A 23,969-nucleotide genomic window follows, 5' to 3' on the forward strand; every position below is an offset into this window, starting at 1 on the left:
TTTATCCTCGTAAGGTCGCGGTTAACCCTTTCTGGCAGGCGTACTGCTGCGCGAAGTCCAGCAGGGCAGGGTTATCCAGCGGTTTGTCAGGGGCAGAGTAGGGTTGGCCGAGCAGGGTGTATTTGTTCATGCCCAGCGTGTGATACGGTAGAAAATGAATATCGTCGACGCCGAGCTCATCGGCAGCGAAGTTGGTAATGGCGGTGATGGAGGCTTCATCCGCGTTGAAGCCCTGGATCAGCGGCACGCGGATGGTGATCGTTTTCCCGGCGGCGGCCAGGCGTTTCAGGTTGTCCAGGATGCGCTTAGCCGAACCGTCCGTCCACTGCTTGAAAACGTCTCCGTCGACATGCTTCAGGTCGGCGAGGAACAGATCGACGTACGGTAATGACGGCTCGATATAGTGCCACGGCACGTGAAGGCAGGTTTCGACGGCGGTGTGGATACCCTGGTCATGGCTGGCTTTAAACAGCGCGTGCGCCAGCTCCGGGTTCATAAACGGTTCGCCGCCGGAGAGGGTGATCCCGCCGCCGCTGCGGTCGTAAAAGGGTTTATCGCGCAGTACGGTCGCCATGATCTCCTCGACCTGCTGTTCTTCGCCGCAAACGGTCAGCGCCTGCGTCGGGCAGCAGTCGGTGAGGGCATCAAGCGTCTCTTCACTCAGCTTTTCGCGGTGGATGACCAGGCCATTCAGCGCGCGTTCGATGCAGCCCGGTGCCGCCTGCTGGCACAGGTCGCAGCCGTCCAGGCACAGACGCGCATCAAACAGCACGTCCCGGCTGCGGGAGCGGCTTTCCGGGTTCTGGCACCAGCGACAGCCCAGCGAGCAGCCTTTCAGGAACACCACGGTACGAATTCCGGGGCCGTCGTGGGTAGAGTAACGCTGAATATTGAAGATCATGTTTTTCGCCTCTCATCTTGCATATGAAAATTAAATTACTTTCGAATGAAAGTTATCTTGATGCAGGTCAACTCTTGAGCAGGTTTTGTCGTGATAGGGTAAGTGCAGGCTAATTTTGAAGGTGACATCATGGAACTTTATCTCGACACATCTGACGTTGCGGCAGTCAAAAAGCTGGCGCGTATCTTCCCGCTGGCGGGCGTGACCACCAACCCAAGCATCGTTGCGGCCGGTAAAACGCCGCTCGACGAACTGCTGTCCGCGCTGCACGACGCGCTGGGCGGTAAAGGCCGTCTGTTCGCGCAGGTGATGGCGACCACCGCCGAAGGGATGGTGGAAGACGCGCGTAAGCTGCGCGCCATCATTAACGATCTGGTGGTGAAAGTGCCGGTGACCGCAGAAGGGCTGGCGGCGATCAAGATGCTGAAGGCGGAAGGGATCCCGACCCTGGGCACGGCGGTCTACGGTGCCGCGCAGGGAATGCTCTCCGCGCTGGCGGGGGCGGAGTATGTGGCCCCTTACGTTAACCGCGTGGACGCGCAGGGCGGGGACGGGATTCAGACCGTAATTGAGCTGCAACAGCTGCTGACGCTGCACGCGCCGCAGTCAAAGGTGCTGGCCGCGAGCTTTAAAACCCCGCGTCAGGCGCTGGACTGCCTGCTGGCAGGCTGCGAGTCCATCACGCTGCCGCTGGACGTGGCGCAGCAGTTTATTACCTCTCCGGCGGTAGACGCAGCGATTGTGAAGTTTGAGCAGGACTGGCAGGGGGCGTTTGGACGGACGTCCATCTGACGCGGTTGCCGGGTGGCGCTGACGCTTACCCGGCCTACGTTCGAGCCGTTGTAGGTCGGGTAAGGCTAAGCCGCCACCCGACTTTTTTACTGGCTACACACCTCACACCCCGGGTTACGCATCAGCTTCATCTCGCGGAACTGGCAGGTCATCGCGTCATACATCACGATTTTCCCCGCGGCGGGCGTGCCGTAATTCGTCAGCACCTTGATCGCTTCCATTGCCTGCAGTGAACCAATCACGCCGACGAGCGGCGCCATCACGCCCGCCTCAACGCAGGTCAGCGCATTCTCGCCAAACAGACGGCTCAGGCAGCGGTAGCAGGGTTCACCCTCGGCGTACGTGAAGACGCTGATTTGCCCCTCCATGCGGATCGCCGCCCCGGAAACCAGCGGGGTTTTGTGAGCAAAACAGCCCGCGTTGAGCTGATTACGGACGGTGACGTTATCGGTGCAGTCCAGGACCAGATCGTGCCGGGCAATCTGCGCGGAGAGCGCGTCGTCATCCAGCATTTCGTCAATTAGCGTGAACTGAACGTGGGGGTTGATACGCGCCAGCGCAGCCCTGGCGGATTCCACTTTCGGCTGGCCCACCGTCGCGTCGCTGTGCAGCGTCTGGCGCTGCAGGTTGGACACCGACACGGTATCGAAATCCAGCAGCGTCATGCTTCCTGCGCCCGCCGCGGCAAGGTACTGCGCGGCGGCGCAGCCCAGCCCGCCCAGCCCGACGACCAGCACGCTGGCCGCCTTGAGCGCTTCCTGACCTTCGAAATCAAACCCGCGCAGCACAATCTGGCGGTTGTAGCGCATCATCTCCGGGTCGCTCAGCTCCACCGCCATGTCAGCCTCCGAACAGGTGGTTAAAGCGCTCAACCTCAACCCATTCGCCGACTTCCACGTTGCCGCGCTCGCGCTCCAGCACGATGAAGCAGTTGCCCAGACTGAAGGAGCTGAAAATGTGCGAGCCCTGATGTCCGGTGGTGCTCACTTCGAGCTCACCGTCCGCGCCGCGCGCCAGAATGCCACGCTGGAAGTCGAGACGGCCCGGTGATTTTTTCAACCGCGTCGCAGCACGCACGCGCAGGCGTTCCGGCAGCGGGCTGGCCTTGTTGCCGGAAAGCTTCGCCAGCAGCGGGATCGCCAGCTGGTAGAAGGTAAGTGCCGCCGAGACCGGGTTACCCGGCAGGCCGCAGAACCAGCTGTGTGGAAGCTTGCCAAACGCGAACGGCTTGCCCGGCTTGATCGCCAGCTTCCAGAAGGCGATTTCGCCCAGCTCTTCAAGCAGGGTTTTGGTGTAATCCGCTTCGCCCACGGAGACGCCGCCGGAGCTGATGACCACGTCGGCGGATTTATCCGCCTCGATAAACGCCGCGCGCAGTTTTTCCGGATCGTCTGGAATAATGCCGAGGTTAATCACGTCGCAGCCCAGCTGCTCCAGCATCAGGTGTACCGCCAGGCGGTTGGTGTCGTAAATCTGGCCGTCCTGCAGCGGCTGGCCCGGAAGCTGCAGCTCGTCGCCGGTGGAGAAAACGGCGACGCGCACTTTGCGGATAACGTCAACTTCCGCGATGCCGAGCGAGGCCAGCACCGGCAGCTCCGCCACCGTCAGCCTTTGCCCGGCGGCAAAAACGGTCGCGCCGAGGGTAATGTCTTCGCCCGTGCGGCGGATGTTCTGGCCCGCTTTGACGCTGGCGGTAAAACGCACGCCGTTGTCGGTCTGTTCGGTCTCTTCCTGCATGACGACAGCGTCGCAGCCAGCCGGAACTGGCGCGCCGGTCATGATGCGCACGCAGGTGCCCGCAGGCCATTCGCCGCTAAACGGCTGACCCGCAAAGGCTTTACCCGCCACCGGCAGGGCGTTACCCGTCTGGAGATCCGCCAGGCGTACCGCGTAACCGTCCATCGCGGAGTTATCAAACCCCGGCACGTTGAGCGGGGAGACGATATCGCGTGCGGCAATACGGCCAAAACAGCGCACGAGGGGCAGCGTCTCAACGTCATGCAGCGGGGAAACTCGGTCAAGCATCTGCGTGAGTGCCGTCTCAAGCGGCATCAGTCCGGCGGTAAAATCCATGGTGGGCTCCTGCGGAGTAACAACGAAAGCGTCCATTATGGCAGAAAAGTGCGGCTAACTGTATGACCGGAGGGTGTACGCTTTACATCACTGTTACGTCTTTCTATATTCAAAAATCATCTGAAGTTTCGTCGACGATAATGATATTTATAGAAAAAGCCGCAAAACAGGCTAACGGGTGATGCGAATGGTTAAGGCGGTAATCGCAATTCATGGCGGGGCCGGGGCAATCACCCGTGCACAGCTCACTCCTGAGCAGGAAAAGCGCTACATCGACGCGCTGTACGCCATTGTCGAAACGGGCCAGAAAATGCTGGAAGCGGGCGAGAGCGCGCTGGACGTGGTCACCGAGGCGGTACGCCTGCTGGAGGAGTGCCCGTTATTTAATGCGGGGATAGGTTCGGTCTTTACCCGGGATGAAACCCACGAGCTGGATGCCTGCGTCATGGACGGTATCTCCCTGAAAGCGGGGGCCGTGGCAGGCGTCAGCCACCTGCGTAACCCGGTGCTGGCCGCGCGTCTGGTGATGGAAGAGAGCCCGCACGTGCTGCTGACGGGCGCGGGGGCGGAGAGGTTTGCCTTCGAACACGGAATGGAGCCGGTATCGCCCGATCTGTTTTCCACAGAGGCGCGCTATCAGCAGCTGCTGGACGCCCGTTCGGCGGGTATGACGCAGCTTGACCATACTGCGCCGCTGGATGAGCGCAGCAAAATGGGCACGGTCGGCGCGGTGGCGCTCGACAAAGCGGGCAACCTCGCGGCGGCAACCTCCACGGGCGGGATGACCAACAAGCTCCCCGGACGCGTGGGCGACAGCCCGCTGCCGGGCGCCGGCTGCTATGCCAATAACGCGACGGCGGCGGTGTCGTGTACCGGCACCGGGGAAGTCTTTATTCGTGCCCTTGCGGCCTACGACATTACCGCGCTGATGGATTACGGCGGTTTAAGCCTCAGCGAAGCCTGCGAGCGCGTGGTGATGGAGAAACTGCCTGCCCTGGGCGGCGTCGGCGGGCTGATTGCGGTGGATCGCGAGGGTAACGTGGCCCTGCCGTTCAACAGCGAAGGCATGTACCGCGCCTGGGGCTATGCCGGCGATGAGCCGAGCACGGGGATCTATCGTGAATAAGGGGGCAGCGCGTGCCGCACAGTGAAGAGCTGGACAACCGCGAAGTGCTGGCTGTCCATCAGCTGAATATTGCGTTTCAGGAAGAGCGGCAGTTCATCCCCGCAGTACAGAATTTATCGTTCACGCTCAGGCGCGGCGAGACGCTGGCGATTGTTGGCGAGTCCGGCTCCGGGAAATCGGTCACCGCGCTGGCGCTGATGCGCCTGCTGGAACAGACGGGCGGGCAAATCAGCAGCGAGAAAATGCTGCTGCGCCGCCGTAACCGTCAGGTCATTGATTTAAACGAGCTGAGCGGCGCGCAGATGCAGGGCGTGCGCGGGGCGGACATTGCGATGATTTTTCAGGAGCCGATGACCTCCCTGAACCCGGTGTTCCCGGTCGGGGAACAAATTGCCGAGTCCATCCGCCTGCATCAGGGGCTAAGCGGTGATGAGGCGCTCAGGGAGGCCAGACGCATGCTGGAGCTGGTGCGCATTCCGGAGGCGCAGGCCATCCTGAGCCGCTATCCGCATCAGCTTTCCGGCGGCATGCGACAGCGGGTGATGATTGCCATGGCGCTCTCCTGCCGTCCGGCGGTGCTGATCGCCGATGAACCAACGACGGCGCTGGACGTGACGATTCAGGCGCAGATCCTGCAGCTCATCAAGGTGCTGCAGCTGGAGATGGAGATGGGGGTGATTTTCATCACCCACGATATGGGCGTGGTCGCCGATATCGCCGATCGGGTGCTGGTGATGCACAAGGGCAGCGCGGTGGAAACCGGCCCGGTCGAGCAGATTTTTCACGCGCCCGCGCATCCTTACACCAAAGCGCTGCTGGCGGCGGTTCCGCGCCTGGGGGCGATGAACGGCAGCGATCTGCCGCGTCGTTTTCCGTTGATCTCCCTGGAGGCGTCTGAGCCGCAGGAGGAGGAACGCGAGCAGGACACCGTGGTGCCGGGCAAGCCCATTCTGGAAGTGCGCAATCTGGTCACGCGTTTTCCGCTGCGCAGCGGTGTGTTGAACCGCGTAAAGCGCGAAGTGCACGCGGTGGAAAACGTCAGCTTCGACCTCTGGCCGGGCGAAACGCTGGCGCTGGTAGGGGAGTCCGGCTGCGGTAAATCCACGACCGGGCGCGCGTTGCTCCGTCTGGTGGACGCGCAGGAGGGCAGCATTACCTTTAACGGCGAGCGCATTGATACCCTTCCGGACAGCAGGCTGCAGGCGGTGCGGCGGGATATTCAGTTTATTTTTCAGGATCCGTATGCCTCTCTCGATCCGCGACATACGGTGGGGTATTCGATTATGGAGCCGCTGCGGGTGCATAACCTGCTCGACGGCGAGGCGGCGCAGCGTCGCGTGGCCTGGCTGCTGGAGCGCGTTGGCCTGAAGCCGGAACACGCCTGGCGTTATCCGCACGAGTTTTCCGGCGGGCAGCGGCAGCGTATCTGCATCGCCCGCGCGCTGGCGCTGAACCCAAAAGTGGTGATTGCGGATGAATCCGTCTCGGCGCTGGATGTCTCTATCCGGGCGCAAATCATCAATCTGCTGCTGGATTTACAGCGGGATATGGGGATCGCCTTCCTGTTTATCTCGCACGACATGGCGGTGGTTGAGCGCATCAGCCATCGCGTGGCGGTGATGTTTATGGGGCAAATTGTGGAAATCGGTCCGCGAAGAGCGGTGTTCGAGAACCCACAGCATCCGTATACCCGCAAGCTCATCGCGGCGGTCCCGGTCGCCGATCCGGCGCATCGTCACGGCCAGCGCGTGCTGCTGCAGGATGAAATGCCGAGCAATATTCGTAAACGCGGCGAGGCCGTGGAGCGCGTGGCGTTGCGTGAGGTCGGGCCGGGTCATTTCGTGGCTCCCCCGCGTCAGGACAATGCTTTTTCGCGGTTATAACTTTCAACAGGCAGGAGAACATAATGGTTACATTTGTAGCGCGTAGATGGTTGTTAGCCGCGAGCGTGACGGCAGCCCTGGCCGCTGCCCCCGCGTTCGCTGCCAAAGATGTGGTGGTCGCCGTCGGCTCTAACTTCACCACGCTGGATCCGTATGACGCTAACGACACGCTCTCCCAGGCGGTGGCGAAATCGTTCTACCAGGGGCTGTTTGGCCTGGATAAAGAGATGAAGCTTAAAAACGTGCTGGCGGAGGGGTACACCGTTTCGGATGACGGGCTGGTGTACACCATTAAGCTCAAAACCGGGGTGAAATTCCAGGACGGCACCGACTTTAATGCAGACGCGGTGAAGGTTAACCTCGATCGCGCCAGCAATCCTGAAAACAGCCTCAAGCGTTATAACCTCTATAAAAACATCGCCAAAACCGAGGTGGTCGACCCGGCGACGGTAAAAATCACCCTGAAAGAGCCGTTCTCCGCGTTTATCAATATTCTGGCGCACCCGGCGACGGCGATGATCTCCCCTGCCGCGCTGAAGAAATACGGCAAGGAGATCGGCTTCCACCCGGTCGGTACCGGTCCGTACGAGCTGGTCACCTGGAATCAGACCGATTTTGTGAAGGTGAAGAAATACGCGGGATACTGGCAGAAAGGGCTGCCGAAGCTGGACACCATCACCTGGCGTCCGGTAGTGGATAACAACACCCGTGCGGCGATGCTGCAAACCGGCGAGGCGCAGTTTGCCTTCCCGGTCCCGTACGAGCAGGCCGCCATTCTGGAGAAAAACAGCAAGCTGGAGCTGGTCGCCAGCCCGTCGATCATGCAGCGCTACATCAGCATGAACGTCACGCAAAAGCCGTTCGATAATCCGAAGGTGCGCGAAGCCATTAACTATGCCATTAACCGCCAGGCGCTGGTGAAGGTCGCTTTTGCGGGCTATGCCACCCCGGCCACCGGCGTGCTGCCGCCGGCTATCGCGTATGCGCAAAGCTATCAGCCGTGGCCGTACGATCCGGCCAAAGCGCGCGAGCTGCTGAAGGAGGCGGGCTATCCGAACGGCTTTAGCACCACGCTGTGGTCGTCGCATAACCACAGTACCGCCCAGAAGGTGCTGCAGTTTACCCAGCAGCAGCTGGCGCAGGTGGGGATTAAGGCGCAGGTTACCGCCATGGATGCCGGACAGCGTGCGGCAGAGGTCGAGGGTAAAGGGCAGAAAGAGAGCGGCGTGCGGATGTTCTACACCGGCTGGTCGGCCTCGACCGGTGAAGCCGACTGGGCGCTGTCGCCGCTGTTTGCCTCGCAGAACTGGCCGCCAACCCTGTTCAATACCGCATTCTACAGCAACCCGCAGGTGGACAAAGACCTGGCCGATGCGCTGAAAACCACCAAACCGGACGAGAAGGCACGCCTCTACAGGGACGCGCAGGACATCATCTGGAAAGAGTCGCCGTGGGTGCCGCTGGTGGTGGAGAAACTGGTGTCAGCCCATAACAAAGCGTTGACCGGGTTCTACATCATGCCGGATACGGGCTTTAGCTTTGACGATGCGGATTTAAAATAACGCCCATGCTGAACTATGTTTGTAAACGCCTGCTGGGGCTTATCCCGACGCTACTGATTGTGGCGGTGCTGGTGTTTTTGTTTGTCCATATGCTGCCGGGCGATCCGGCGCGTCTGGTTGCCGGGCCTGAAGCGGATGCCACGGTCATTGAGCTGGTGCGTAAACAGCTTGGTCTTGACCAGCCGCTGTATATGCAGTTTCTGCACTATATTGGCAACGTTCTGCAGGGTGATTTTGGTATCTCGATGGTGTCGCGTCGTCCGGTGTCGGAGGAGATCGCCAGCCGCTTTATGCCCACGTTCTGGTTAACGTTAGCCAGCATGAGCTGGGCGGTGGTGTTCGGACTTGGCGCCGGGATTGTGGCGGCCGTCTGGCGCAACCGCTGGCCGGACAAGCTCGGCATGGCGCTGGCGGTGACCGGCATCTCCTTCCCGGCGTTCGCGCTGGGGATGCTGCTGATGCAGGTCTTCTCCGTTGAGCTGGGCTGGCTGCCCACCGTCGGGGCCGATACCTGGAAGCATTACATTCTACCCTCGATGACGCTGGGGGCTGCCGTGTCGGCGGTGATGGCCCGCTTTACCCGCGCCTCGTTCGTTGACGTGCTGAGCGAAGATTATATTCGCACCGCGCGGGCGAAAGGGGTCAGCGAGAAGTGGGTCATTCTCAAGCACGGGTTCCGCAATGCGATGATCCCGGTGGTGACGATGATGGGGCTGCAGTTTGGCTTCCTGCTGGGCGGCTCTATCGTGGTGGAAAAGGTCTTCAACTGGCCGGGGCTGGGACGTCTGCTGGTCGATTCCGTCGAGATGCGCGACTACCCGGTGATTCAGGCGGAAGTCCTGCTTTTCTCGCTGGAGTTTATTCTTATCAACCTCGTGGTGGACGTGCTCTACGCCGCCATTAACCCGGCCATCAGGTATAAGTAAGATGCGATTATTGAACTGGCGGCGTCAGGCCGTATTAAACGCCATGCCGGGGCTAAAACCGGACCACATCCGCACCCCGTGGTCTGAATTCTGGCGGCGTTTCCGCCGCCAGCCGGTCGCGATGACGGCGGGGCTGTTCGTGCTGCTGCTGATCGTGGTGGCGATCGTGGCGCCGTGGGTGGCGCCGTTTGATGCGGAAAACTATTTTGACTACGACCGCCTGAACGACGGGCCCTCAATGCTCCACTGGTTCGGCGTGGACTCTCTCGGGCGGGATATCTTTAGCCGGGTGCTGGTGGGGGCGCAGATCTCGCTAGCCGCCGGGGTGTTTGCGGTGCTGATCGGCGCGGCTATCGGGATCGTGCTGGGGCTGGTCGCCGGCTATTACGAAGGCTGGTGGGACCGCATCATCATGCGCATCTGCGACGTGCTGTTTGCCTTCCCCGGCATTCTGCTGGCGATTGCCGTGGTGGCGATCATGGGCAGCGGCATGGCCAACGTCATCATTGCGGTCGCGGTGTTTTCGATTCCGGCCTTTGCCCGCCTGGTGCGCGGCAACACGCTGGTGCTGAAACAGCAGACCTTCATCGAGTCGGCCCGCAGTATGGGGGCCAGCGATGCGACCATCCTCTTCAGCCATATTCTGCCGGGGACGGTGTCGTCCATCGTGGTCTACTTCACCATGCGTATTGGCGTGTCGATAATCTCGGCGGCCAGCCTGTCGTTTCTGGGGCTAGGGGCACAGCCTCCGACACCGGAGTGGGGCGCGATGCTGAACGAGGCGAGGGCCGATATGGTGATTGCGCCACACGTGGCGATCTTCCCGAGTCTGGCGATTTTCCTGACCGTGCTGGCGTTTAACCTGCTGGGGGATGGGCTGCGCGACGCGCTGGATCCGAGGATAAAGGGGTAGTGCAGTGAAATGTGCCGGGTGGCGGCTACGCCTTACCCGGCCTACAAAAGCGGAGTGGGGGGAATTAAACCCGGCTACCCCATAGGTCATACTCATCCGCGTTTTCAACCTTCACGCGAATAATATCACCCGGCTTAACGTTGGTTTCGCCATTCAGGTACACCGCACCGTCGATTTCAGGGGCGTCCGCCATGCTGCGGCCAATCGCGCCTTCTTCGTCCACTTCGTCGATGATAACCATGATCTCGCGGCCCACTTTCTCCTGCAGACGTTCGGCAGAAATCTGCTGCTGAAGCTGCATGAAGCGGTTCCAGCGCTCCTCTTTCACCTCTTCCGGCACCTGATCCGCCAGCTCGTTAGCGGTTGCGCCTTCTACCGGGCTGTATTTGAAGCAGCCGACGCGGTCCAGACGCGCTTCTTTCAGGAAGTCGAGCAGCATCTGGAAATCTTCTTCGGTTTCACCCGGGAAGCCAACGATGAAGGTGGAGCGCAGGGTCAGATCCGGGCAGATCTCACGCCACTGCTTGATGCGCGCCAGCTGGCGGTCAACGGAGCCAGGACGTTTCATCAGCTTCAGGATACGCGGGCTGGCATGCTGCAGCGGGATGTCCAGGTATGGCAGAATCTTGCCTTCCGCCATCAGTGGGATCACGTCGTCAACGTGCGGGTACGGGTAAACGTAGTGCAGACGCGTCCAGATACCGAGTTTGGACAGCTGCTCGCACAGGCCGACCATGCTGGTTTTCACCGGCTCGCCGTTGTGGAAACCGGAGCGGTGCTTAACGTCCACGCCATAAGCTGAGGTGTCCTGGGAGATGACCAGCAGTTCCTTCACGCCCGCATCGGCCAGACGTTTGGCTTCCGCCAGCACTTCGCCGATTGGACGGCTCACCAGATCGCCACGCATGGACGGGATGATGCAGAAGGTGCAGCGGTGGTTGCAGCCTTCGGAAATTTTCAGGTACGCGTAGTGGCGCGGCGTCAGCTTCACGCCCTGTTCCGGCACCAGGCTCAGGAACGGGTTGTGCTTGGGTTTTGGCACGTAGTGATGAACATGTTGCAGCACCTGCTCGTAGCTGTGCGGGCCGGTAATCTCCAGCACCTTCGGGTGCACTTCGCGGATCTGGTCTTCTTTCGCGCCCAGACAGCCGGTCACGATCACTTTGCCGTTTTCGGTCAGCGCTTCACCGATGGCTTCCAGTGACTCCTGGACCGCGCTGTCGATAAACCCGCAGGTGTTAACGATCACCATATCGGCGTTGTCGTAGCTTGGCACCACGTCATAGCCCTCGGTGCGCAGTTCGGTCAGGATGCGTTCTGAATCCACCAGGTTTTTCGGGCAGCCCAGGGAGACGAAGCCGATTTTCGGCTGGTGCGTAACATTGCTCATAGGTTAAAAATTCATCAATTATGGAGTTATCAGGGCGGGATTTTACAGCGTATCGCGGGGGATTTATACACTCTTTGCAAGGCGGATGCGCCGGGCAGAGGTTGTAACATTGTAAATAATGTTAATCAGTTAATAAAAATTGATCCCAGGCATTAAACTGTACAAAAAATGTACTTATCCTGACTATGCACAATGGCTGACAGAGGAGGAAAGAGCATGACCGTTGACAGACTAAAACGCGATCTGCTGAACAAGCTGATCAACGCCCGAATCGACCTGGCCGCGTACCTGCAGTTGAGGAAGGCAAAAGGGTATATGTCAGTCAGCGAAAGCGAACATCTGCGTGATAACCTGTTTGAACTTTGCAATTTCATGCGTGAAAAAGCACCGGCCCTGCAGGCGAACTACGGCGAAAGTGAAGAAGTCGCGCTGCGCCGCGCCGCCGAGGTGCTCTCCATTGCAGGGGTGTGTCTGATGAACGGACGCCACGACTGCCCGAATTTTATCGCCGTAAACGCGGAGAAGCTTGAAAACTGCCTGACAACGCTCTCTCTATGCATCATGTGCCTGAACGAGCACAAACAGCTTGAACAGCACTGATCCCGGGGGAGGCAACTCCCCCTTCTGCTTAAGCTTTTGTAAAAGTGGTAACGCGCCCGGACGCAGTGGCTAATCTTTAAGCCATATGCCGATAAAGGAGCGCGTTATGCCTCGATCCTCGCTGATTTCCCTGCCTGCGTTATTTATTCCGTTTTCACTTCTAGCTGCGCCAGAGGCGGTGAAGGTCGAGGTGCTGCAAAACAGACTCGATCACCCCTGGTCCCTGGCGTTCCTGCCGGATAATAACGGGCTGCTGGTGACCCTGAAGGGCGGCCAGCTCAAACGCTGGCAGGCCGGAAAAGGGCTCTCCGATCCGATTGTCGGCGTACCGAAGGTCTGGGCAAACGGCCAGGGAGGATTGCTGGATGTGGTGCTGGCGCCGGATTTTGAAACGTCGCGCCGCGTCTGGCTGAGCTACGCCGAGGCCGGGCATGACGGCAAAGCCGGAACGGCGGTGGGCTTTGGCCGCCTGAGCGACGACTATTCCCGCATCGAGGGATTCCAGGTGGCGTTCCGCCAGATGCCGAAACTCTCAACCGGTAACCATTTCGGCGGACGGCTGGTGTTCGACGGCAAAGGCTCCCTCTTTATCGGACTCGGCGAGAATAACCAGCGTCCCACGGCGCAGGATCTGGATAAATTGCAGGGCAAAGTGGTGCGCCTCACCGAAGACGGAAAAGTCCCGCCGGATAACCCCTTTGTGAATACCCCCGGTGCGCGACCTGAAATCTGGTCTTACGGCATCCGCAACCCGCAGGGGATGGCGATGAACCCCTGGAGCGACACGCTGTGGCTGAACGAGCACGGCCCTCGCGGCGGGGATGAGATCAATATCCCGGAGAAGGGTAAGAACTACGGCTGGCCGCTGGCAACGCACGGCATTAACTACAGCGGTCTGAAAATCCCGGAAGCCAAAGGCGAGCACGTTGAGGGCACCGAGAAGCCGCTGTTCGTCTGGAAAGTCTCACCCGCGGTAAGCGGCATGGCGTTCTACAACAGCGACGTCTTCCCGCAGTGGAAAAACAAGCTGTTTATCGGCGCGCTGAAGGAGAAGGACGTGATCGTGCTGAGCGTGGAGGGTAACAAGGTGACAGAGGACGGGCGCATTCTGGGCGACCGGGATCAGCGTATTCGCGATGTGCGGGTGGGGCCGGATGGGTATCTGTATGTCCTGACCGACGAGACGGACGGGCAGCTGTTGAAAGTCAGCCCGTCCGGCGCGTAATCAGGTAACCGGGATCATCACGACGTTACGGTACGCCGGGCGATCGCTCAGCTGTTTAAGCCAGCGCTCCAGGTGCGGGCGCGGCGTCCACTTCAGGCCCATGTTGGTCAGGTTCCAGACGAATGGCGCCACGGCGATATCGCCGGTGCCGAACGCCTCGCCGGAGAACCAGGCGTGCTTCGCCAGCTCGTCATCCATCATCGCAAACAGATTTTCGCAGGCATCCTGCGCGGCATGAATCGCGGGATAATCGCGTTCCGCTTCCGGCGTGCGGATAAGCCCCATCAGGATCACGCGGTGGGTCGGGGACAGCGTCTGGTTCGCCCAGTCCATCCACTTTTCGCCCTGGGCGCGGCGGGCCGGGTTTTCTACCCACAGGCGGCCCTGACCGTACTGGGCGGCGAGGTAACGCACAATCGTATTGGACTCCCAAAGCGTCGCGTCCGTTTCATCATCGCGCAGCAGCGGCACCAGGCCATTCGGGTTCATGGCCAGATAGTCGGCCTCCTTGTTCACGCCGAACGCCATGCCTGCCATGATTTGATTGAACGGTAAATCCAGCTCTTCCAGCGTCCAGAGCACTTTCTTAACGTTGGTCGAATTATTCCTGCCCCACAGCGTAATCATATTTACTCCCGATGAGATGTGAATCCGAATCAGCTTTTCGCCATGGTGAGATAAACCTAACAATTACGCAACAGAAGACAAAAAAATCGCCTTAATCAAAGCGTATCTGAATGTTATTGCATAAACTTTAATAACTTTACCCTCGTTGGGTTTCTTTAACGGTTTTAGTGCGCTATTACTCATCGCTTCTTGCGACACGGTGATGTGACGTAATTTTTGAATGGACACTCGGGTGGCATTTATGACGCGTAAAATGACTTCTCTGCGCAGCCTGGCGGCAGGCTCTGCGCTTCTTTTCCTGTTTGCACCAACGCTCTACGCAGCTGAACAGGCTGCGCCCGAAGCGCCGCCTGTGGATGCGCGCGCCTGGATCCTGATGGACTACGCCAGCGGTAAAGTGCTGGCGGAAGGGAATGCGGATGAGAAACTCGATCCGGCAAGCCTGACCAAAATCATGACCAGCTATGTGGTAGGCCAGGCGCTGAAAGCGGGCAAGATCAAGCTGGACGATATGGTGACCATCGGGAAAGACGCCTGGGCGACCGGCAACCCGGCCCTGCGCGGATCTTCCGTGATGTTCCTGAAGCCAGGGGATCAGGTCTCCGTTTCCGATCTGAATAAAGGGGTGATTATTCAGTCAGGAAATGATGCGTGCATCGCGCTGGCCGACTACGTTGCCGGCAGCCAGGATTCTTTCATTGGCTTGATGAATGGTTACGCGCAGAAGCTGGGCTTAACCAACACCACGTTCAAAACGGTTCACGGCCTGGATGCGCCGGGCCAGTTCAGCACCGCGCGCGACATGGCGCTGCTGGGGAAAGCGCTGATCCACGACGTGCCGGATGAATACGCCATCCACAAAGAGAAAGAGTTTACCTTCAACAAAATTCGCCAGCCGAACCGCAACCGCCTGCTGTGGAGCAGCAACGTCAACGTGGACGGGATGAAAACCGGCACCACGGCGGGTGCAGGCTATAACCTGGTGGCCTCCGCGACCCAGGGCGACATGCGCCTGATTTCGGTAGTGCTGGGCACCAAAACCGACCGCATTCGCTTTAACGAATCAGAAAAACTGCTGACCTGGGGCTTCCGCTTTTACGAAACCGTGACGCCGATTAAACCGGATGCCACGTTCGTCAGCCAGCGCGTCTGGTTTGGTGACAAGAGCGAGGTGAACCTGGGCGCGGGTGAGGCGGGCTCGGTAACCATTCCGCGCGGCCAGCTGAAAAACCTGAAGGCCAGCTACACTCTGACCGACCCACAGCTCACCGCCCCGCTGAAAAAAGGCCAGGTGGTTGGGACGATTGATTTCCAGCTTAACGGTAAGTCGATTGAACAGCGTCCGCTGATTGTGATGGAAGCCGTGGAAGAGGGCGGCTTCTTCAGCCGGATGTGGGATTTCGTGATGATGAAATTCCACGGGTGGTTTGGCAGCTGGTTTAGCTAAGTTTTTGCCGGGTGGCGCTGCGCTTACCCGGCCTACGTTCGAGCCGTTGTAGGCCGGGTAAGGCGAAGCCGCCACCCGGCATAACCTCAATACATCAACTTCACCTGCTGCGCTTTCGCGTGGGCCACAATCTCGTCGTCCGGGCGGCAATCGCTGACGATGGCATCGAACTGCGCCAGCTCGCCCATTCTTGCCGGACGCACCTTACCAAACTTACTGTGATCGACCACCAGCACATGGTACTGCGCGGCGCTTAACGCCCAGTGCTTGACCGGTAGTTCTTCCAGGTTAAAGCAGGTTGCCCCCTGACGCACATTGACGCCTGCGGCGGAATAAAACGCGATGTCCGGGCAGAGATTGCTGAGCGTGTCCTGCAGGTTGAGCGGCTTAAAGATCGCGTTGCTGGCGTGAAACTCACCGCCACAGAGGATCACCCGGCACTCGGGTTTCTCCTGAAGCGCCAGAAAGGTGTTCAGGGAATAACAGACGGCGGTAAACGGAATGCTGCTGTCGATGGCTTCGATAATCCACGGCGTGGTGGTACCGCAGTCAAAAAACAGCGTCTGGTGCGGCTGTACCAGGGAAGCCGCAAGCCGCGCGGCTTTGCGTTTCTCTTCCACCAGGCGCGTCTTCTGGTCGCTGATCAGATAATGGCTGGCGCTACGCGGCTCAAGCACAATGTATCCGCCCAGCAGCACGACGGGCGCGCTCTCGCTGTTCAGATCCCGACGAATGGTCATCTCCGAGACGCCGAGGAGGTTGGCGGCTTCCTTAAGATGCAGCTTATCGCTGCGCTTCAGCGCCTGTAGCAGCTGAGCAATGCGGTCATCGCGACGTGTTTCCATAGTTCCTCGGCATAAAAAAATGAACCCCCGCAGGGCGGGGGTTCAAGTGTAACCTGTCAGGTCGGGGTTAGTCACGTATCCAGCCTTTGCGGATCGGGATGGCGAAAATGGCGCGATAGAGTGAAGAAAGCGCACGGTAGAGCGCTTCCCCGATGAGGCTCCACAGGATAGCCGCGCTCACGCAGCCAATCAGCCCCACCAGGAAGCCGCCCACCATATCCAGCGGCCAGTGGACGCCCAGATACACGCGAGACCAGGCGATGGCCACAGCGACCACCATCAGCACCGCACCCGACCACAGGCGATGCCAGAACAGGAAGGCCAGTGCGAAGGTGAAGATCACCGTACCGTGATCGCTCGGGAAAGAGTCATCCGGCGCATGGTGCAGGAAGGTATAGCCGACGTGATCGACAAACGGACGATCGTGCGGGAACGCATGGCCCAGAATGTAACTCGCCAGGACGCTTACGCCGAGAGCCATCGCCACTTTGATTACAAGCTTGCGCTGCGCTTTCACCTGGCTACGAGGTCCCCACAGCCAGAGGATGGCTGCCAGCGCGGGCACGATACTGATCAGATCTTTTGCCAAAAAGGTGGCGAAGTCGATCATCCACTCGGGCGAGGCCGGGGTGGCGTTGATCAGATAAAACAGCTGATAATTCAGATTCTCTAGCATAGCGTTATCACTCTTTAGCAAACCGGGTGGAAACCAGCCCGTAGACTGCCACCTGGGAAAACCAGACCCACCACCCGGCCCACAGGTTGTGAGAGAAAAAATGCGCCCCGCGCATGACCTGACCGAAGCCCATCGCCAGACCCAGCAAAATGCCGAGAACGACAAAGCTCCAGGCCAGACGCGGCCGCTCGCGCCAGAAGGCAAAAAACAGTCCCATCACCATAAAGCCGCTGGAAGAATGGCCGCCGGGGAAGCAGCGCCCCGGGCCGCTGTCCGCCGGGACGGCGCTGAACAGGGGATAGGACATCGCCTTACCGCCATATTCCACCAGGTCCCACGGGCAGCTGTGATGGCTCATGCTTTTCAGCACGCCCACGACCAGCGCGCCAAGCCCCATCAGCAGCGCCGCCGTAACCAGCCTCGCGTTACGCTTGTACGCGCCGTAAAACAGCGCCACGGCGCCTAAAGCGATGGCAATGTACTTCGCCAGACGATGGTTGAGCAGATCCAGCAGGTGGTCTTTCTGCAGCGGGAAGCTCTGCGTCGCCGCGTCATACCAGAAGCCGGTGATCCATCTGTCGAGCGCTTCATTGCGCGATAGCCACGTAAACACCACGGCAAGGACTATCAGTATGAAAAGCTGATAACCATAAAAGCGGGACGGCAAGCGGTAAAGGCGTTTTGTCTTATTTGTCTGTAACTTAGACAATTCTGAACGGCTGGAGGTGAGAGACATAATTTGGGGTCGTTGACGAGTAATGGGGCTATCATAAATCTGTCAAATTAAGGAAACCTTAAACGAAGACGATATGTGCTTTATTTCTGTTTATCCTCGATAAATCACTATCTCGGGCTGCGGCATTTCATTACACTCGTCGCGATTTTGTCATTATAAAGAGATTGCATGTTAAACCGTTCTTCTTCAGGTTCACGTCTGGGTCGTCAGGCGTTGCTTTTCCCCCTGTGTCTGGTGCTCTACGAATTTTCTACCTATATCGGCAACGATATGATTCAGCCCGGTATGCTGGCCGTGGTGGCGCAGTACAACGCCGGAATTGAGTGGGTACCGACCTCCATGACCGCCTATCTGGCCGGCGGCATGTTTTTGCAGTGGCTGTTAGGCCCGCTGTCGGATCGTATTGGCCGTCGTCCGGTGATGCTGACGGGCGTGGTGTGGTTCATCGTCACCTGTCTTGCCACGCTGCTGGCGCAAAATATTGAACAATTTACCCTGCTGCGCTTCCTGCAGGGGGTGAGCCTGTGCTTTATCGGCGCCGTGGGGTATGCGGCCATTCAGGAGTCGTTTGAAGAGGCGGTGTGTATCAAAATCACCGCGCTGATGGCGAACGTGGCGCTGATCGCTCCCTTACTCGGGCCGCTGGTGGGCGCCGCATGGGTGCATATGGCCCCCTGGGAAGGGATGTTTGTGCTCTTTGCCGTTCTCGCCGCCATCGCGTTCTTTGGCCTGCACCGTGCGATGCCGGAAACCGCCACCCGCATCGGCGAGAAACTCTCGCTGAAAGAGCTGGGTCGGGATTACAAAGAGGTGCTGAAAAACGGCCGCTTTGTAGCGGGCGCGCTGGCGACCGGGTTTGTTAGCCTGCCGCTGCTGGCGTGGATTGCCCAGTCTCCGGTCATTATCATCAGCGGTGAAAAGCTCAGCAGCTACGAGTACGGCCTGCTGCAGGTGCCGATCTTTGGCGCGCTGATTATCGGTAACCTGGTGCTGGCGCGTCTGACGTCACGCCGCACCGTGCGCTCGCTGATTATCATGGGCGGCTGGCCGATTGCGGCAGGACTGATTCTGGCGGCGGTGGCAACCGTCGCGTCATCTCACGCTTATTTGTGGATGACGGCGGGGCTGAGTATCTACGCCTTCGGGATTGGCGTGGCGAACGCCGGGCTGGTGCGCCTGACGCTGTTTGCCAGCGAGATGAGTAAGGGCACGATCTCCGCGGCGATGGGGATGCTACAGATGCTGATTTTTACCGTCGGTATCGAGGTGAGCAAGCATGCCTACGCGATGGGCGGTAACGGGCTGTTCAGCCTGTTTAACCTCGCCAATGGCGTGCTGTGGGTTGGCCTGATGGTGGTATTCCTGAAAGACAAGCGCGTCGGAAACGCTCTGCAACCTTAATTCTTATGCCCTCTCCCTGTGGGAGAGGGCTAGGGTAAGGGCACCAGACCGCACGCGGTCAATTAAACGGTGCCTCCCCGTTCAACACCTTCTCAATCACATCCAGCACGCCTTCATCGTTATTATGCGGTGCTTCAAAACGCGCCGCCGCTTTGATATGCGGTCTGGCATTCGCCATCGCAAAGCTGAACCCGGACTGGCGCAGCATCTCCACGTCGTTGCCGCTGTCGCCGAAGGCCACCACGTCGCTGTTCTCTATGCCCCAGCGCTGTTGCAGGATCCGCAGGCCGTTGGCCTTATGCACGCCGGGGATAATCAGGTCGATACTGCCGTGACCGGTGGTGACGGGCACCATGATGTCACTCAGCTTTTCATGCAGCAGCGCCTGAATACGCGGAATTTCATCATCGGACACGTTGAGTCCGAACTTGAAGAAAATATCGTTCAGGTTGTCGAAATCGCTGACCATTTCCAGACGGTGATAATACTTCGCCGCGAGGGCCTTAAAGCCCTCGTCATAGCACTTCAGCGTATAGGCGCTGCTCTTCCCGCAGGCGATAATCTCAATGCCCGGCACGTCGTTTAAGACGCTCGCGACGGTCTCGAAATGGGCTTTCGACAGTTCACCGTTAAAGACGTCTTCACCTTCGCTCACGACCCAGCCGCCGTTTTCGGCGACGAATGAAATTTCATGCGCAATCTCCGGGAAAAAGGAGATGAGCTGGTAGTACTGGTTGCCGCTGGCGACCACGAAACGAATGCCTTGCGCCTTCATGCGCGCGTACTGCGCCAGAAAGCGCGGGCGATTGTAGGTCTTGGCATCGCTCAGGAATGTGCCATCCATGTCGACGGCGATCAGTTTAACGCTCATATCCCTTCTCCAGTGTCGTTTGATTCGTTTCCGGCTTTGCCACCGCGCGCGCCACCAGCGCCGCGATGATGACCAACCCTAACACCACCAGCATGGCGCTGCGCAGCCCGTAGTGCTCCCCGAGGAAGCCGAGCAGCGGCGGCCCGACCAGGAAGGCGAGATAGCCCGTGGTTGCCACCACGCTGACGCGCGTCGGGGCATCCGGGCCGGTATCGCTGGCGGCAGAGATGGTCAGCGGGAAGCCGAGGGATGCGCCCAGCCCCCAGAGGATCACCGAGACGCCGGCAATCCAGTCCACATCCACAAAGATGATCATCGCGATACCCAGCCCGCCGAGCAGGGCGCTGGCGCGCACTACCGCCACGCGGCTGTAGCGGTCGATAAACCAGCCGCCGGTGAAGCGCCCGACGGTCATCCCCAGCGTAAACCCGGCGTAAATCAGCGAGCCGGAGGTCGGGCTAAAGCCGTGACCGTCCACCATCAGCAGGGGCAGCCAGTCGTTGGCGGACCCTTCCGCGAACGCCATCGCCAGCACCACCACGCCGATCAGCATCAGCTGGAAATCGCGGTAGAAGGGCAGCCCTTTTTCGGCTGAGTGCTGTTCGTCCGCGGAGTTTTTACCGGTGCCGTCCGGGATGGCCCGGATGCCGGTCAGAATGGGAATGATGCACACCAGCGCCGCCAGCAGAATATGCAGATTCGCGCTCACGCCAGTGGCCGTCAGCGCCATCCCCACGCCCGCACCGGCCAGCGTGCCGAGGCTATAGAAGCCGTGCATCATTGGCAGCACGGTTTTGTTCATCTCGCGTTCGACCGCTGCCCCTTCCACATTTATCGCCACTTCCGCCGAACCAAAGCTGCCGCCAAATACCGTCAGCCCGAGGGCAAACAGCACCGGTGAGGCAAACCACAGCGCCGCGCTCAGCACCATCATCCCGAACACCGCGAAGCACATGGTGGTGCGGATCACCGCTCGCGTACCGAAGCGCTTTACCAGCCACGCGGAGCAGAGAATGCCGCTCATGGAGCCTATCGACAGGCCGAACAGCACGATGCCCATTTCCGCGGTAGAGACGGACAAAATATCGCGAATGGCGGGCGTGCGCGTGGCCCAGGAGGCCATCAGCAGACCGGGAATGAAGAAGAACATAAACAGCGCCCACAGGCGGAGCTGCAGGGCTTTGCGGGGAGAGGTCAGCGTCATCGGGATAGCACCAGAAGTACAACAATAGCGACAACACTAGCAAGTTTGTGTACATTTGTACACAAACCAGGTGAGGAATTGATGAGCAGACCACCCAACGATCCGCATCGCCGGGAGAAGATCCTGCAGGCGACGCTCGACACCATTGCTGAACACGGTATTCACGCCGTCACGCACCGTAAAATCGCCACCTGCGCGGGCGTGCCGCTGGGGTCGATGACCTACTATTTCGACGGCATGGAGCCGCTGCTGGAGGAGGCCTTCACGTGGTTTACCCGCCAGATGTCGCAGCAGTACCGGGATTTCTTCGCGGGCGTCACCGGGCCGGAAATGGCGTGCGAATCCATCACCACGCTGATCCACAGCTCGCAGGTGACCACGCCGCACAACATGGCGCTGATGTATCAGCTCTACGCCTTTATGCACCGCAGCGCGGCGCTCAAAACGGTGATGCAGGACTGGATGAAGATGAGCCAGACCACGCTGGAGCAGTGGTTCGACCCGGTCACCACCCGCGCGCTGGACGCGTTTATCGAAGGGATGACGCTGCACTATGTCACCGACCGGGCGCCGTTAAGCCGGGAGGAGATTCGGGCGATGGTGGGGAGGATTGCGGGCATTACACCGTTAAATAAAGAAAATTAGTTAATATTTTTCAATGTGTTACGAATTTTCTCCATATTGACAATCCGGACCGATCACGTGACTATCCACCGCGGCGGTTATTTACTGTTCAGTGGTTGAGGTTGGCGTTGGGTGAAAAAGTAAGTACCTGGATCGTGCAGGTCAGTCTGGCAAAAAAGAGAGCGTTGTTAGTACTGTTGATTTTGGTTCAGACGAGTCTGCTGATTGGGCATCTGCTCTACCAGCGCGGCTATGTGGAGGATAACGCCGCACGTATTCTTCGCAATACGGCCATACTCCAGTCCCAGCAGTTTGAAACCAGCCTTAACGCGATGCGCTACCAGATGCGCTTTATCGGGAATGCCTTTCTGCTCAACCATACGGTCACGCCTGAAAACGCGCAGCCATTCCTGCAAGGGGAGCTCAAGCGCGCCTGGCTGGATGGCGTTGTCGTCTTTGATGAAGACGGTGATTTTCTCAGCAGCCGCGCGCTATTTCCTTTTGAGCGCGCTCTGGACGCCACTACGCTTGCGCAGGCCAGCTTTCGGCAGCACCCTCTGTTTACCGGTTTTCGCCGGGATGAAGTTACCGAAAGTTTGTTTTACTGGCAGAGCAACGGCACGGATAAAAACATGTTGGGCTTCGTTATGTTCCGTGCAGTGCGCGATGCGCATGGTCGCTTTCTTGGTGGTGCGTTGGGTTTCTTCAATGGTAACACCATGAACGATATGTTTCGCAAAATGGAAGCGCAGGGCTTCGATTTAGGTCAGGGTGGGGCGATGGCGGTCCTTGATCGTGACAATGCGGTGCAGCTTGCCCGTATGGGGGCGAATGACGGTTCGCAATTGAACACCTCCGACCCGCGCCTCGCGAAGCTGCTGGAATACGCAAGCGATACCGCACAGGTCCAACGATATACCTCTCCGATTGATGGCGTTGAACGTATGGGTGTATTTCTTAACCTCAACGAACGCAAATGGGTGCTGGCCGTCGGGCTGGCCAGAAAAGACGTGCTGCACGGCTGGTATTATCAGGCTCTGTGGACGGCGCTGGCGATTCTGGTTATCTCCATTACGCAGTGGTTTCTGATGCATTACATCCACGTCAACGCCCTGCAGCGGGCGCGTTTCCAGCAGGAGGCGCGGCTCGATCCGCTCACCGGGCTGGCAAACCGTCGCCAGTTTGATGAGTGGTCTTTGCGGGCCTGCAATCTTGCCCGTCGGCATCAGCAACCCCTGTGCCTGATGAGCATGGATCTGGATTTCTTCAAGCGTATTAACGACACCTGGGGCCATGACGGCGGCGATGCGGTGCTGAAGCATATTGGCAACGCGCTTCCGGCACTGGTGAGAGGCAGCGACATTGTCGCCCGCTTCGGCGGGGAAGAGTTTGTCGTGGCAATGCCGCAGACCTCTCTGGAGACGGCCGCTGAGATCGCCGAGCGCGTACGGATGAGCCTTGCCAGCCAGAACGTCGACTTCAACGGGCAGACGATCCGCTTCACCGCCAGCATGGGGCTCGTATGCATGACGCCGGATGAACTGGAGATTGAAGATGGCATGCAGTCAGCCCTGGCGCGAGCCGATCGTGAGCTTTATCGTGCAAAACGTGAGGGGCGCAACCGGGTCTGCGTGGCGAGCTAGCGGGCGGTTGTTTTCTCCAGGCGTTCAGGGCCCGCCGGGCGCTGGCCCTGTCGTCCACCTGAGGATGGATTATTTTTTCAGGATATTCTTCCCGCTGGCGTCCACCACCGCTTCGCCATCTTCTTTCGTAAACGCCCCTTTCTGCGCGTCCGGCAGAATGTCGAGGACGACTTCAGACGGGCGGCACAGGCGGGTGCCCAGCGGCGTCACCACAATCGGACGGTTAATCAGAATCGGGTGTTGCAGCATAAAATCGATAAGCTGGTCGTCGGTGAACTTATCGTCGGCAAGGCCGAGCTGTTCATAGGGCTCCACGTTTTTACGCAGCAAATCGCGCACCGAAATGCCCATATCGGCAATCAGGGCGGTCAGCGTATCGCGCGACGGCGGGGTTTCCAGATAGAGAATAATCTCTGGCTCCGCGCCGCTGTTGCGGATCATCGCCAGCGTGTTGCGCGAGGTGCCGCAGGCGGGGTTGTGGTAAATGGTGATGTGGCTCATATC

23 protein-coding genes are annotated in these 23,969 nt (G+C 59.3%); 12 read left to right on the forward strand and 11 right to left on the reverse strand.

Annotated elements, in window-relative coordinates:
* Nucleotide 1: 1 nt before the first annotated feature.
* A complete protein-coding gene (locus AA74_RS0117335; protein WP_025912885.1) occupies nt 2-901 on the reverse strand; it encodes a glycyl-radical enzyme activating protein in 900 nt (299 codons plus the stop codon).
* A 129-nt stretch (nt 902-1,030) separates the two neighbouring features.
* Between AA74_RS0117335 and fsa the strand changes: the two genes are divergently transcribed.
* Nucleotides 1,031-1,693, forward strand: a complete 663-nt coding sequence (gene fsa / locus AA74_RS0117340; RefSeq protein ID WP_025912886.1) for a fructose-6-phosphate aldolase — start codon at nt 1,031-1,033, stop codon at nt 1,691-1,693.
* Nucleotides 1,694-1,779: 86 nt separating this feature from the next.
* On the opposite strand, the gene moeB is transcribed toward fsa, so the two are convergent.
* Both moeB and moeA read right to left on the reverse strand, forming a co-directional pair.
* Nucleotides 1,780-2,532 carry a molybdopterin-synthase adenylyltransferase MoeB gene (gene moeB / locus AA74_RS0117345; RefSeq protein ID WP_025912887.1) on the reverse strand — a complete coding sequence of 251 codons (753 nt, stop codon included), beginning with the start codon at nt 2,530-2,532 and terminating at the stop codon, nt 1,780-1,782.
* Nucleotide 2,533: 1 nt separating this feature from the next.
* A complete protein-coding gene (gene moeA / locus AA74_RS0117350) occupies nt 2,534-3,766 on the reverse strand; it encodes a molybdopterin molybdotransferase MoeA (protein WP_025912888.1) in 1,233 nt (410 codons plus the stop codon).
* 187 nt (nt 3,767-3,953) lie between these two features.
* Between moeA and iaaA the strand changes: the two genes are divergently transcribed.
* The 5 genes from iaaA to gsiD are packed head-to-tail and all read left to right on the forward strand — an operon-like array spanning nt 3,954 to nt 10,176.
* Entirely contained in the window at nt 3,954-4,892 is a 939-nt protein-coding gene (gene iaaA, locus AA74_RS0117355) for a beta-aspartyl-peptidase (RefSeq protein ID WP_025912889.1), read from the forward strand.
* 11 nt (nt 4,893-4,903) lie between these two features.
* Nucleotides 4,904-6,775 (forward strand): glutathione ABC transporter ATP-binding protein GsiA, encoded by a 1,872-nt coding sequence (gene gsiA, locus AA74_RS0117360; RefSeq protein WP_025912890.1) that lies wholly within the window; start codon nt 4,904-4,906, stop codon nt 6,773-6,775.
* Between the two features lie 23 nt (nt 6,776-6,798).
* On the forward strand, nt 6,799-8,337 hold the full coding sequence (gene gsiB / locus AA74_RS0117365; protein WP_025912891.1) for a glutathione ABC transporter substrate-binding protein GsiB: 1,539 nt from the start codon (nt 6,799-6,801) through the stop codon (nt 8,335-8,337).
* Between the two features lie 5 nt (nt 8,338-8,342).
* Entirely contained in the window at nt 8,343-9,263 is a 921-nt protein-coding gene (gene gsiC / locus AA74_RS0117370) for a glutathione ABC transporter permease GsiC (protein WP_025912892.1), read from the forward strand.
* Nucleotide 9,264: 1 nt separating this feature from the next.
* Nucleotides 9,265-10,176: a glutathione ABC transporter permease GsiD gene (gene gsiD / locus AA74_RS0117375; RefSeq protein ID WP_021240948.1), complete on the forward strand. Its 912-nt coding sequence runs from the start codon at nt 9,265-9,267 to the stop codon at nt 10,174-10,176.
* Nucleotides 10,177-10,240: 64 nt separating this feature from the next.
* Here gsiD and rimO read toward each other — a convergent pair whose 3' ends face one another.
* Nucleotides 10,241-11,566, reverse strand: a complete 1,326-nt coding sequence (rimO, locus tag AA74_RS0117380; protein WP_008501203.1) for a 30S ribosomal protein S12 methylthiotransferase RimO — start codon at nt 11,564-11,566, stop codon at nt 10,241-10,243.
* A 216-nt stretch (nt 11,567-11,782) separates the two neighbouring features.
* Between rimO and bssR the strand changes: the two genes are divergently transcribed.
* Both bssR and AA74_RS0117390 read left to right on the forward strand, forming a co-directional pair.
* Nucleotides 11,783-12,166 carry a biofilm formation regulator BssR gene (gene bssR / locus AA74_RS0117385; protein WP_021240947.1) on the forward strand — a complete coding sequence of 128 codons (384 nt, stop codon included), beginning with the start codon at nt 11,783-11,785 and terminating at the stop codon, nt 12,164-12,166.
* A gap of 106 nt (nt 12,167-12,272) precedes the next feature.
* Complete coding sequence (locus tag AA74_RS0117390) at nt 12,273-13,391, forward strand: PQQ-dependent sugar dehydrogenase (protein WP_023326977.1); 1,119 nt, start codon at nt 12,273-12,275, stop codon at nt 13,389-13,391.
* Here AA74_RS0117390 and AA74_RS0117395 read toward each other — a convergent pair whose 3' ends face one another.
* Nucleotides 13,392-14,018, reverse strand: a complete 627-nt coding sequence (locus AA74_RS0117395) for a glutathione S-transferase family protein (RefSeq protein ID WP_023326978.1) — start codon at nt 14,016-14,018, stop codon at nt 13,392-13,394. It lies immediately after the preceding gene.
* 241 nt (nt 14,019-14,259) lie between these two features.
* Between AA74_RS0117395 and dacC the strand changes: the two genes are divergently transcribed.
* Nucleotides 14,260-15,465 carry a serine-type D-Ala-D-Ala carboxypeptidase gene (gene dacC / locus AA74_RS0117400; RefSeq protein ID WP_008501207.1) on the forward strand — a complete coding sequence of 402 codons (1,206 nt, stop codon included), beginning with the start codon at nt 14,260-14,262 and terminating at the stop codon, nt 15,463-15,465.
* Nucleotides 15,466-15,551: 86 nt separating this feature from the next.
* On the opposite strand, the gene deoR is transcribed toward dacC, so the two are convergent.
* From deoR to AA74_RS0117415, 3 genes are all read right to left on the reverse strand, one after another.
* Nucleotides 15,552-16,310, reverse strand: a complete 759-nt coding sequence (gene deoR, locus AA74_RS0117405) for a DNA-binding transcriptional repressor DeoR (RefSeq protein WP_023292922.1) — start codon at nt 16,308-16,310, stop codon at nt 15,552-15,554.
* Between the two features lie 67 nt (nt 16,311-16,377).
* A complete protein-coding gene (gene ybjG, locus AA74_RS0117410) occupies nt 16,378-16,986 on the reverse strand; it encodes an undecaprenyl-diphosphate phosphatase (RefSeq protein WP_021240944.1) in 609 nt (202 codons plus the stop codon).
* Nucleotides 16,987-16,993: 7 nt separating this feature from the next.
* Nucleotides 16,994-17,722: a phosphatase PAP2 family protein gene (locus tag AA74_RS0117415; protein ID WP_021240943.1), complete on the reverse strand. Its 729-nt coding sequence runs from the start codon at nt 17,720-17,722 to the stop codon at nt 16,994-16,996.
* A 168-nt stretch (nt 17,723-17,890) separates the two neighbouring features.
* Here AA74_RS0117415 and AA74_RS0117420 point away from each other — a divergent pair, with 168 nt between their 5' ends.
* Nucleotides 17,891-19,123, forward strand: a complete 1,233-nt coding sequence (locus AA74_RS0117420; RefSeq protein WP_025912893.1) for an MFS transporter — start codon at nt 17,891-17,893, stop codon at nt 19,121-19,123.
* Nucleotides 19,124-19,181: 58 nt separating this feature from the next.
* Here AA74_RS0117420 and AA74_RS0117425 read toward each other — a convergent pair whose 3' ends face one another.
* A complete protein-coding gene (locus tag AA74_RS0117425) occupies nt 19,182-19,994 on the reverse strand; it encodes a Cof-type HAD-IIB family hydrolase (RefSeq protein WP_025912894.1) in 813 nt (270 codons plus the stop codon).
* Nucleotides 19,984-21,198: an MFS transporter gene (locus AA74_RS0117430; RefSeq protein ID WP_023326980.1), complete on the reverse strand. Its 1,215-nt coding sequence runs from the start codon at nt 21,196-21,198 to the stop codon at nt 19,984-19,986. Before AA74_RS0117430 ends, AA74_RS0117425 begins: the two co-directional genes overlap by 11 nt.
* Before the next feature lie 81 nt (nt 21,199-21,279).
* Here AA74_RS0117430 and AA74_RS0117435 point away from each other — a divergent pair, with 81 nt between their 5' ends.
* Both AA74_RS0117435 and AA74_RS0117440 read left to right on the forward strand, forming a co-directional pair.
* Nucleotides 21,280-21,843, forward strand: coding sequence for a TetR/AcrR family transcriptional regulator (locus AA74_RS0117435; protein ID WP_021240939.1), 564 nt, complete (start codon nt 21,280-21,282; stop codon nt 21,841-21,843).
* Nucleotides 21,844-22,007: 164 nt separating this feature from the next.
* Nucleotides 22,008-23,465: a GGDEF domain-containing protein gene (locus AA74_RS0117440; protein WP_253270963.1), complete on the forward strand. Its 1,458-nt coding sequence runs from the start codon at nt 22,008-22,010 to the stop codon at nt 23,463-23,465.
* Between the two features lie 69 nt (nt 23,466-23,534).
* On the opposite strand, the gene arsC is transcribed toward AA74_RS0117440, so the two are convergent.
* Nucleotides 23,535-23,966: a glutaredoxin-dependent arsenate reductase gene (gene arsC, locus AA74_RS0117445; protein ID WP_025912896.1), complete on the reverse strand. Its 432-nt coding sequence runs from the start codon at nt 23,964-23,966 to the stop codon at nt 23,535-23,537.
* Between the last annotated feature and the right edge of the window lie 3 nt (nt 23,967-23,969).

Source organism: Enterobacter sp. 5-4 (assembly GCF_000612205.1).
Classification (GTDB): domain Bacteria; phylum Pseudomonadota; class Gammaproteobacteria; order Enterobacterales; family Enterobacteriaceae; genus Enterobacter; species Enterobacter roggenkampii.

What these genes read in the sequence shown, in the direction of transcription:
- AA74_RS0117395 (WP_023326978.1), bottom strand. Translation starts at nt 14,018, where the DNA reads ATGATTACGCTGTGGGGCAGGAATAATTCGACCAACGTTAAGAAAGTG.
- iaaA (WP_025912889.1), top strand. Translation starts at nt 3,954, where the DNA reads ATGGTTAAGGCGGTAATCGCAATTCATGGCGGGGCCGGGGCAATCACC.
- AA74_RS0117430 (WP_023326980.1), bottom strand. Translation starts at nt 21,198, where the DNA reads ATGACGCTGACCTCTCCCCGCAAAGCCCTGCAGCTCCGCCTGTGGGCG.
- fsa (WP_025912886.1), top strand. Translation starts at nt 1,031, where the DNA reads ATGGAACTTTATCTCGACACATCTGACGTTGCGGCAGTCAAAAAGCTG.
- AA74_RS0117425 (WP_025912894.1), bottom strand. Translation starts at nt 19,994, where the DNA reads ATGAGCGTTAAACTGATCGCCGTCGACATGGATGGCACATTCCTGAGC.
- bssR (WP_021240947.1), top strand. Translation starts at nt 11,783, where the DNA reads ATGACCGTTGACAGACTAAAACGCGATCTGCTGAACAAGCTGATCAAC.
- rimO (WP_008501203.1), bottom strand. Translation starts at nt 11,566, where the DNA reads ATGAGCAATGTTACGCACCAGCCGAAAATCGGCTTCGTCTCCCTGGGC.
- moeB (WP_025912887.1), bottom strand. Translation starts at nt 2,532, where the DNA reads ATGGCGGTGGAGCTGAGCGACCCGGAGATGATGCGCTACAACCGCCAG.
- AA74_RS0117420 (WP_025912893.1), top strand. Translation starts at nt 17,891, where the DNA reads ATGTTAAACCGTTCTTCTTCAGGTTCACGTCTGGGTCGTCAGGCGTTG.
- deoR (WP_023292922.1), bottom strand. Translation starts at nt 16,310, where the DNA reads ATGGAAACACGTCGCGATGACCGCATTGCTCAGCTGCTACAGGCGCTG.
- AA74_RS0117335 (WP_025912885.1), bottom strand. Translation starts at nt 901, where the DNA reads ATGATCTTCAATATTCAGCGTTACTCTACCCACGACGGCCCCGGAATT.
- ybjG (WP_021240944.1), bottom strand. Translation starts at nt 16,986, where the DNA reads ATGCTAGAGAATCTGAATTATCAGCTGTTTTATCTGATCAACGCCACC.
- dacC (WP_008501207.1), top strand. Translation starts at nt 14,260, where the DNA reads ATGACGCGTAAAATGACTTCTCTGCGCAGCCTGGCGGCAGGCTCTGCG.
- moeA (WP_025912888.1), bottom strand. Translation starts at nt 3,766, where the DNA reads ATGGATTTTACCGCCGGACTGATGCCGCTTGAGACGGCACTCACGCAG.
- gsiD (WP_021240948.1), top strand. Translation starts at nt 9,265, where the DNA reads ATGCGATTATTGAACTGGCGGCGTCAGGCCGTATTAAACGCCATGCCG.
- AA74_RS0117435 (WP_021240939.1), top strand. Translation starts at nt 21,280, where the DNA reads ATGAGCAGACCACCCAACGATCCGCATCGCCGGGAGAAGATCCTGCAG.
- AA74_RS0117390 (WP_023326977.1), top strand. Translation starts at nt 12,273, where the DNA reads ATGCCTCGATCCTCGCTGATTTCCCTGCCTGCGTTATTTATTCCGTTT.
- gsiC (WP_025912892.1), top strand. Translation starts at nt 8,343, where the DNA reads ATGCTGAACTATGTTTGTAAACGCCTGCTGGGGCTTATCCCGACGCTA.
- AA74_RS0117415 (WP_021240943.1), bottom strand. Translation starts at nt 17,722, where the DNA reads ATGTCTCTCACCTCCAGCCGTTCAGAATTGTCTAAGTTACAGACAAAT.
- arsC (WP_025912896.1), bottom strand. Translation starts at nt 23,966, where the DNA reads ATGAGCCACATCACCATTTACCACAACCCCGCCTGCGGCACCTCGCGC.
- gsiB (WP_025912891.1), top strand. Translation starts at nt 6,799, where the DNA reads ATGGTTACATTTGTAGCGCGTAGATGGTTGTTAGCCGCGAGCGTGACG.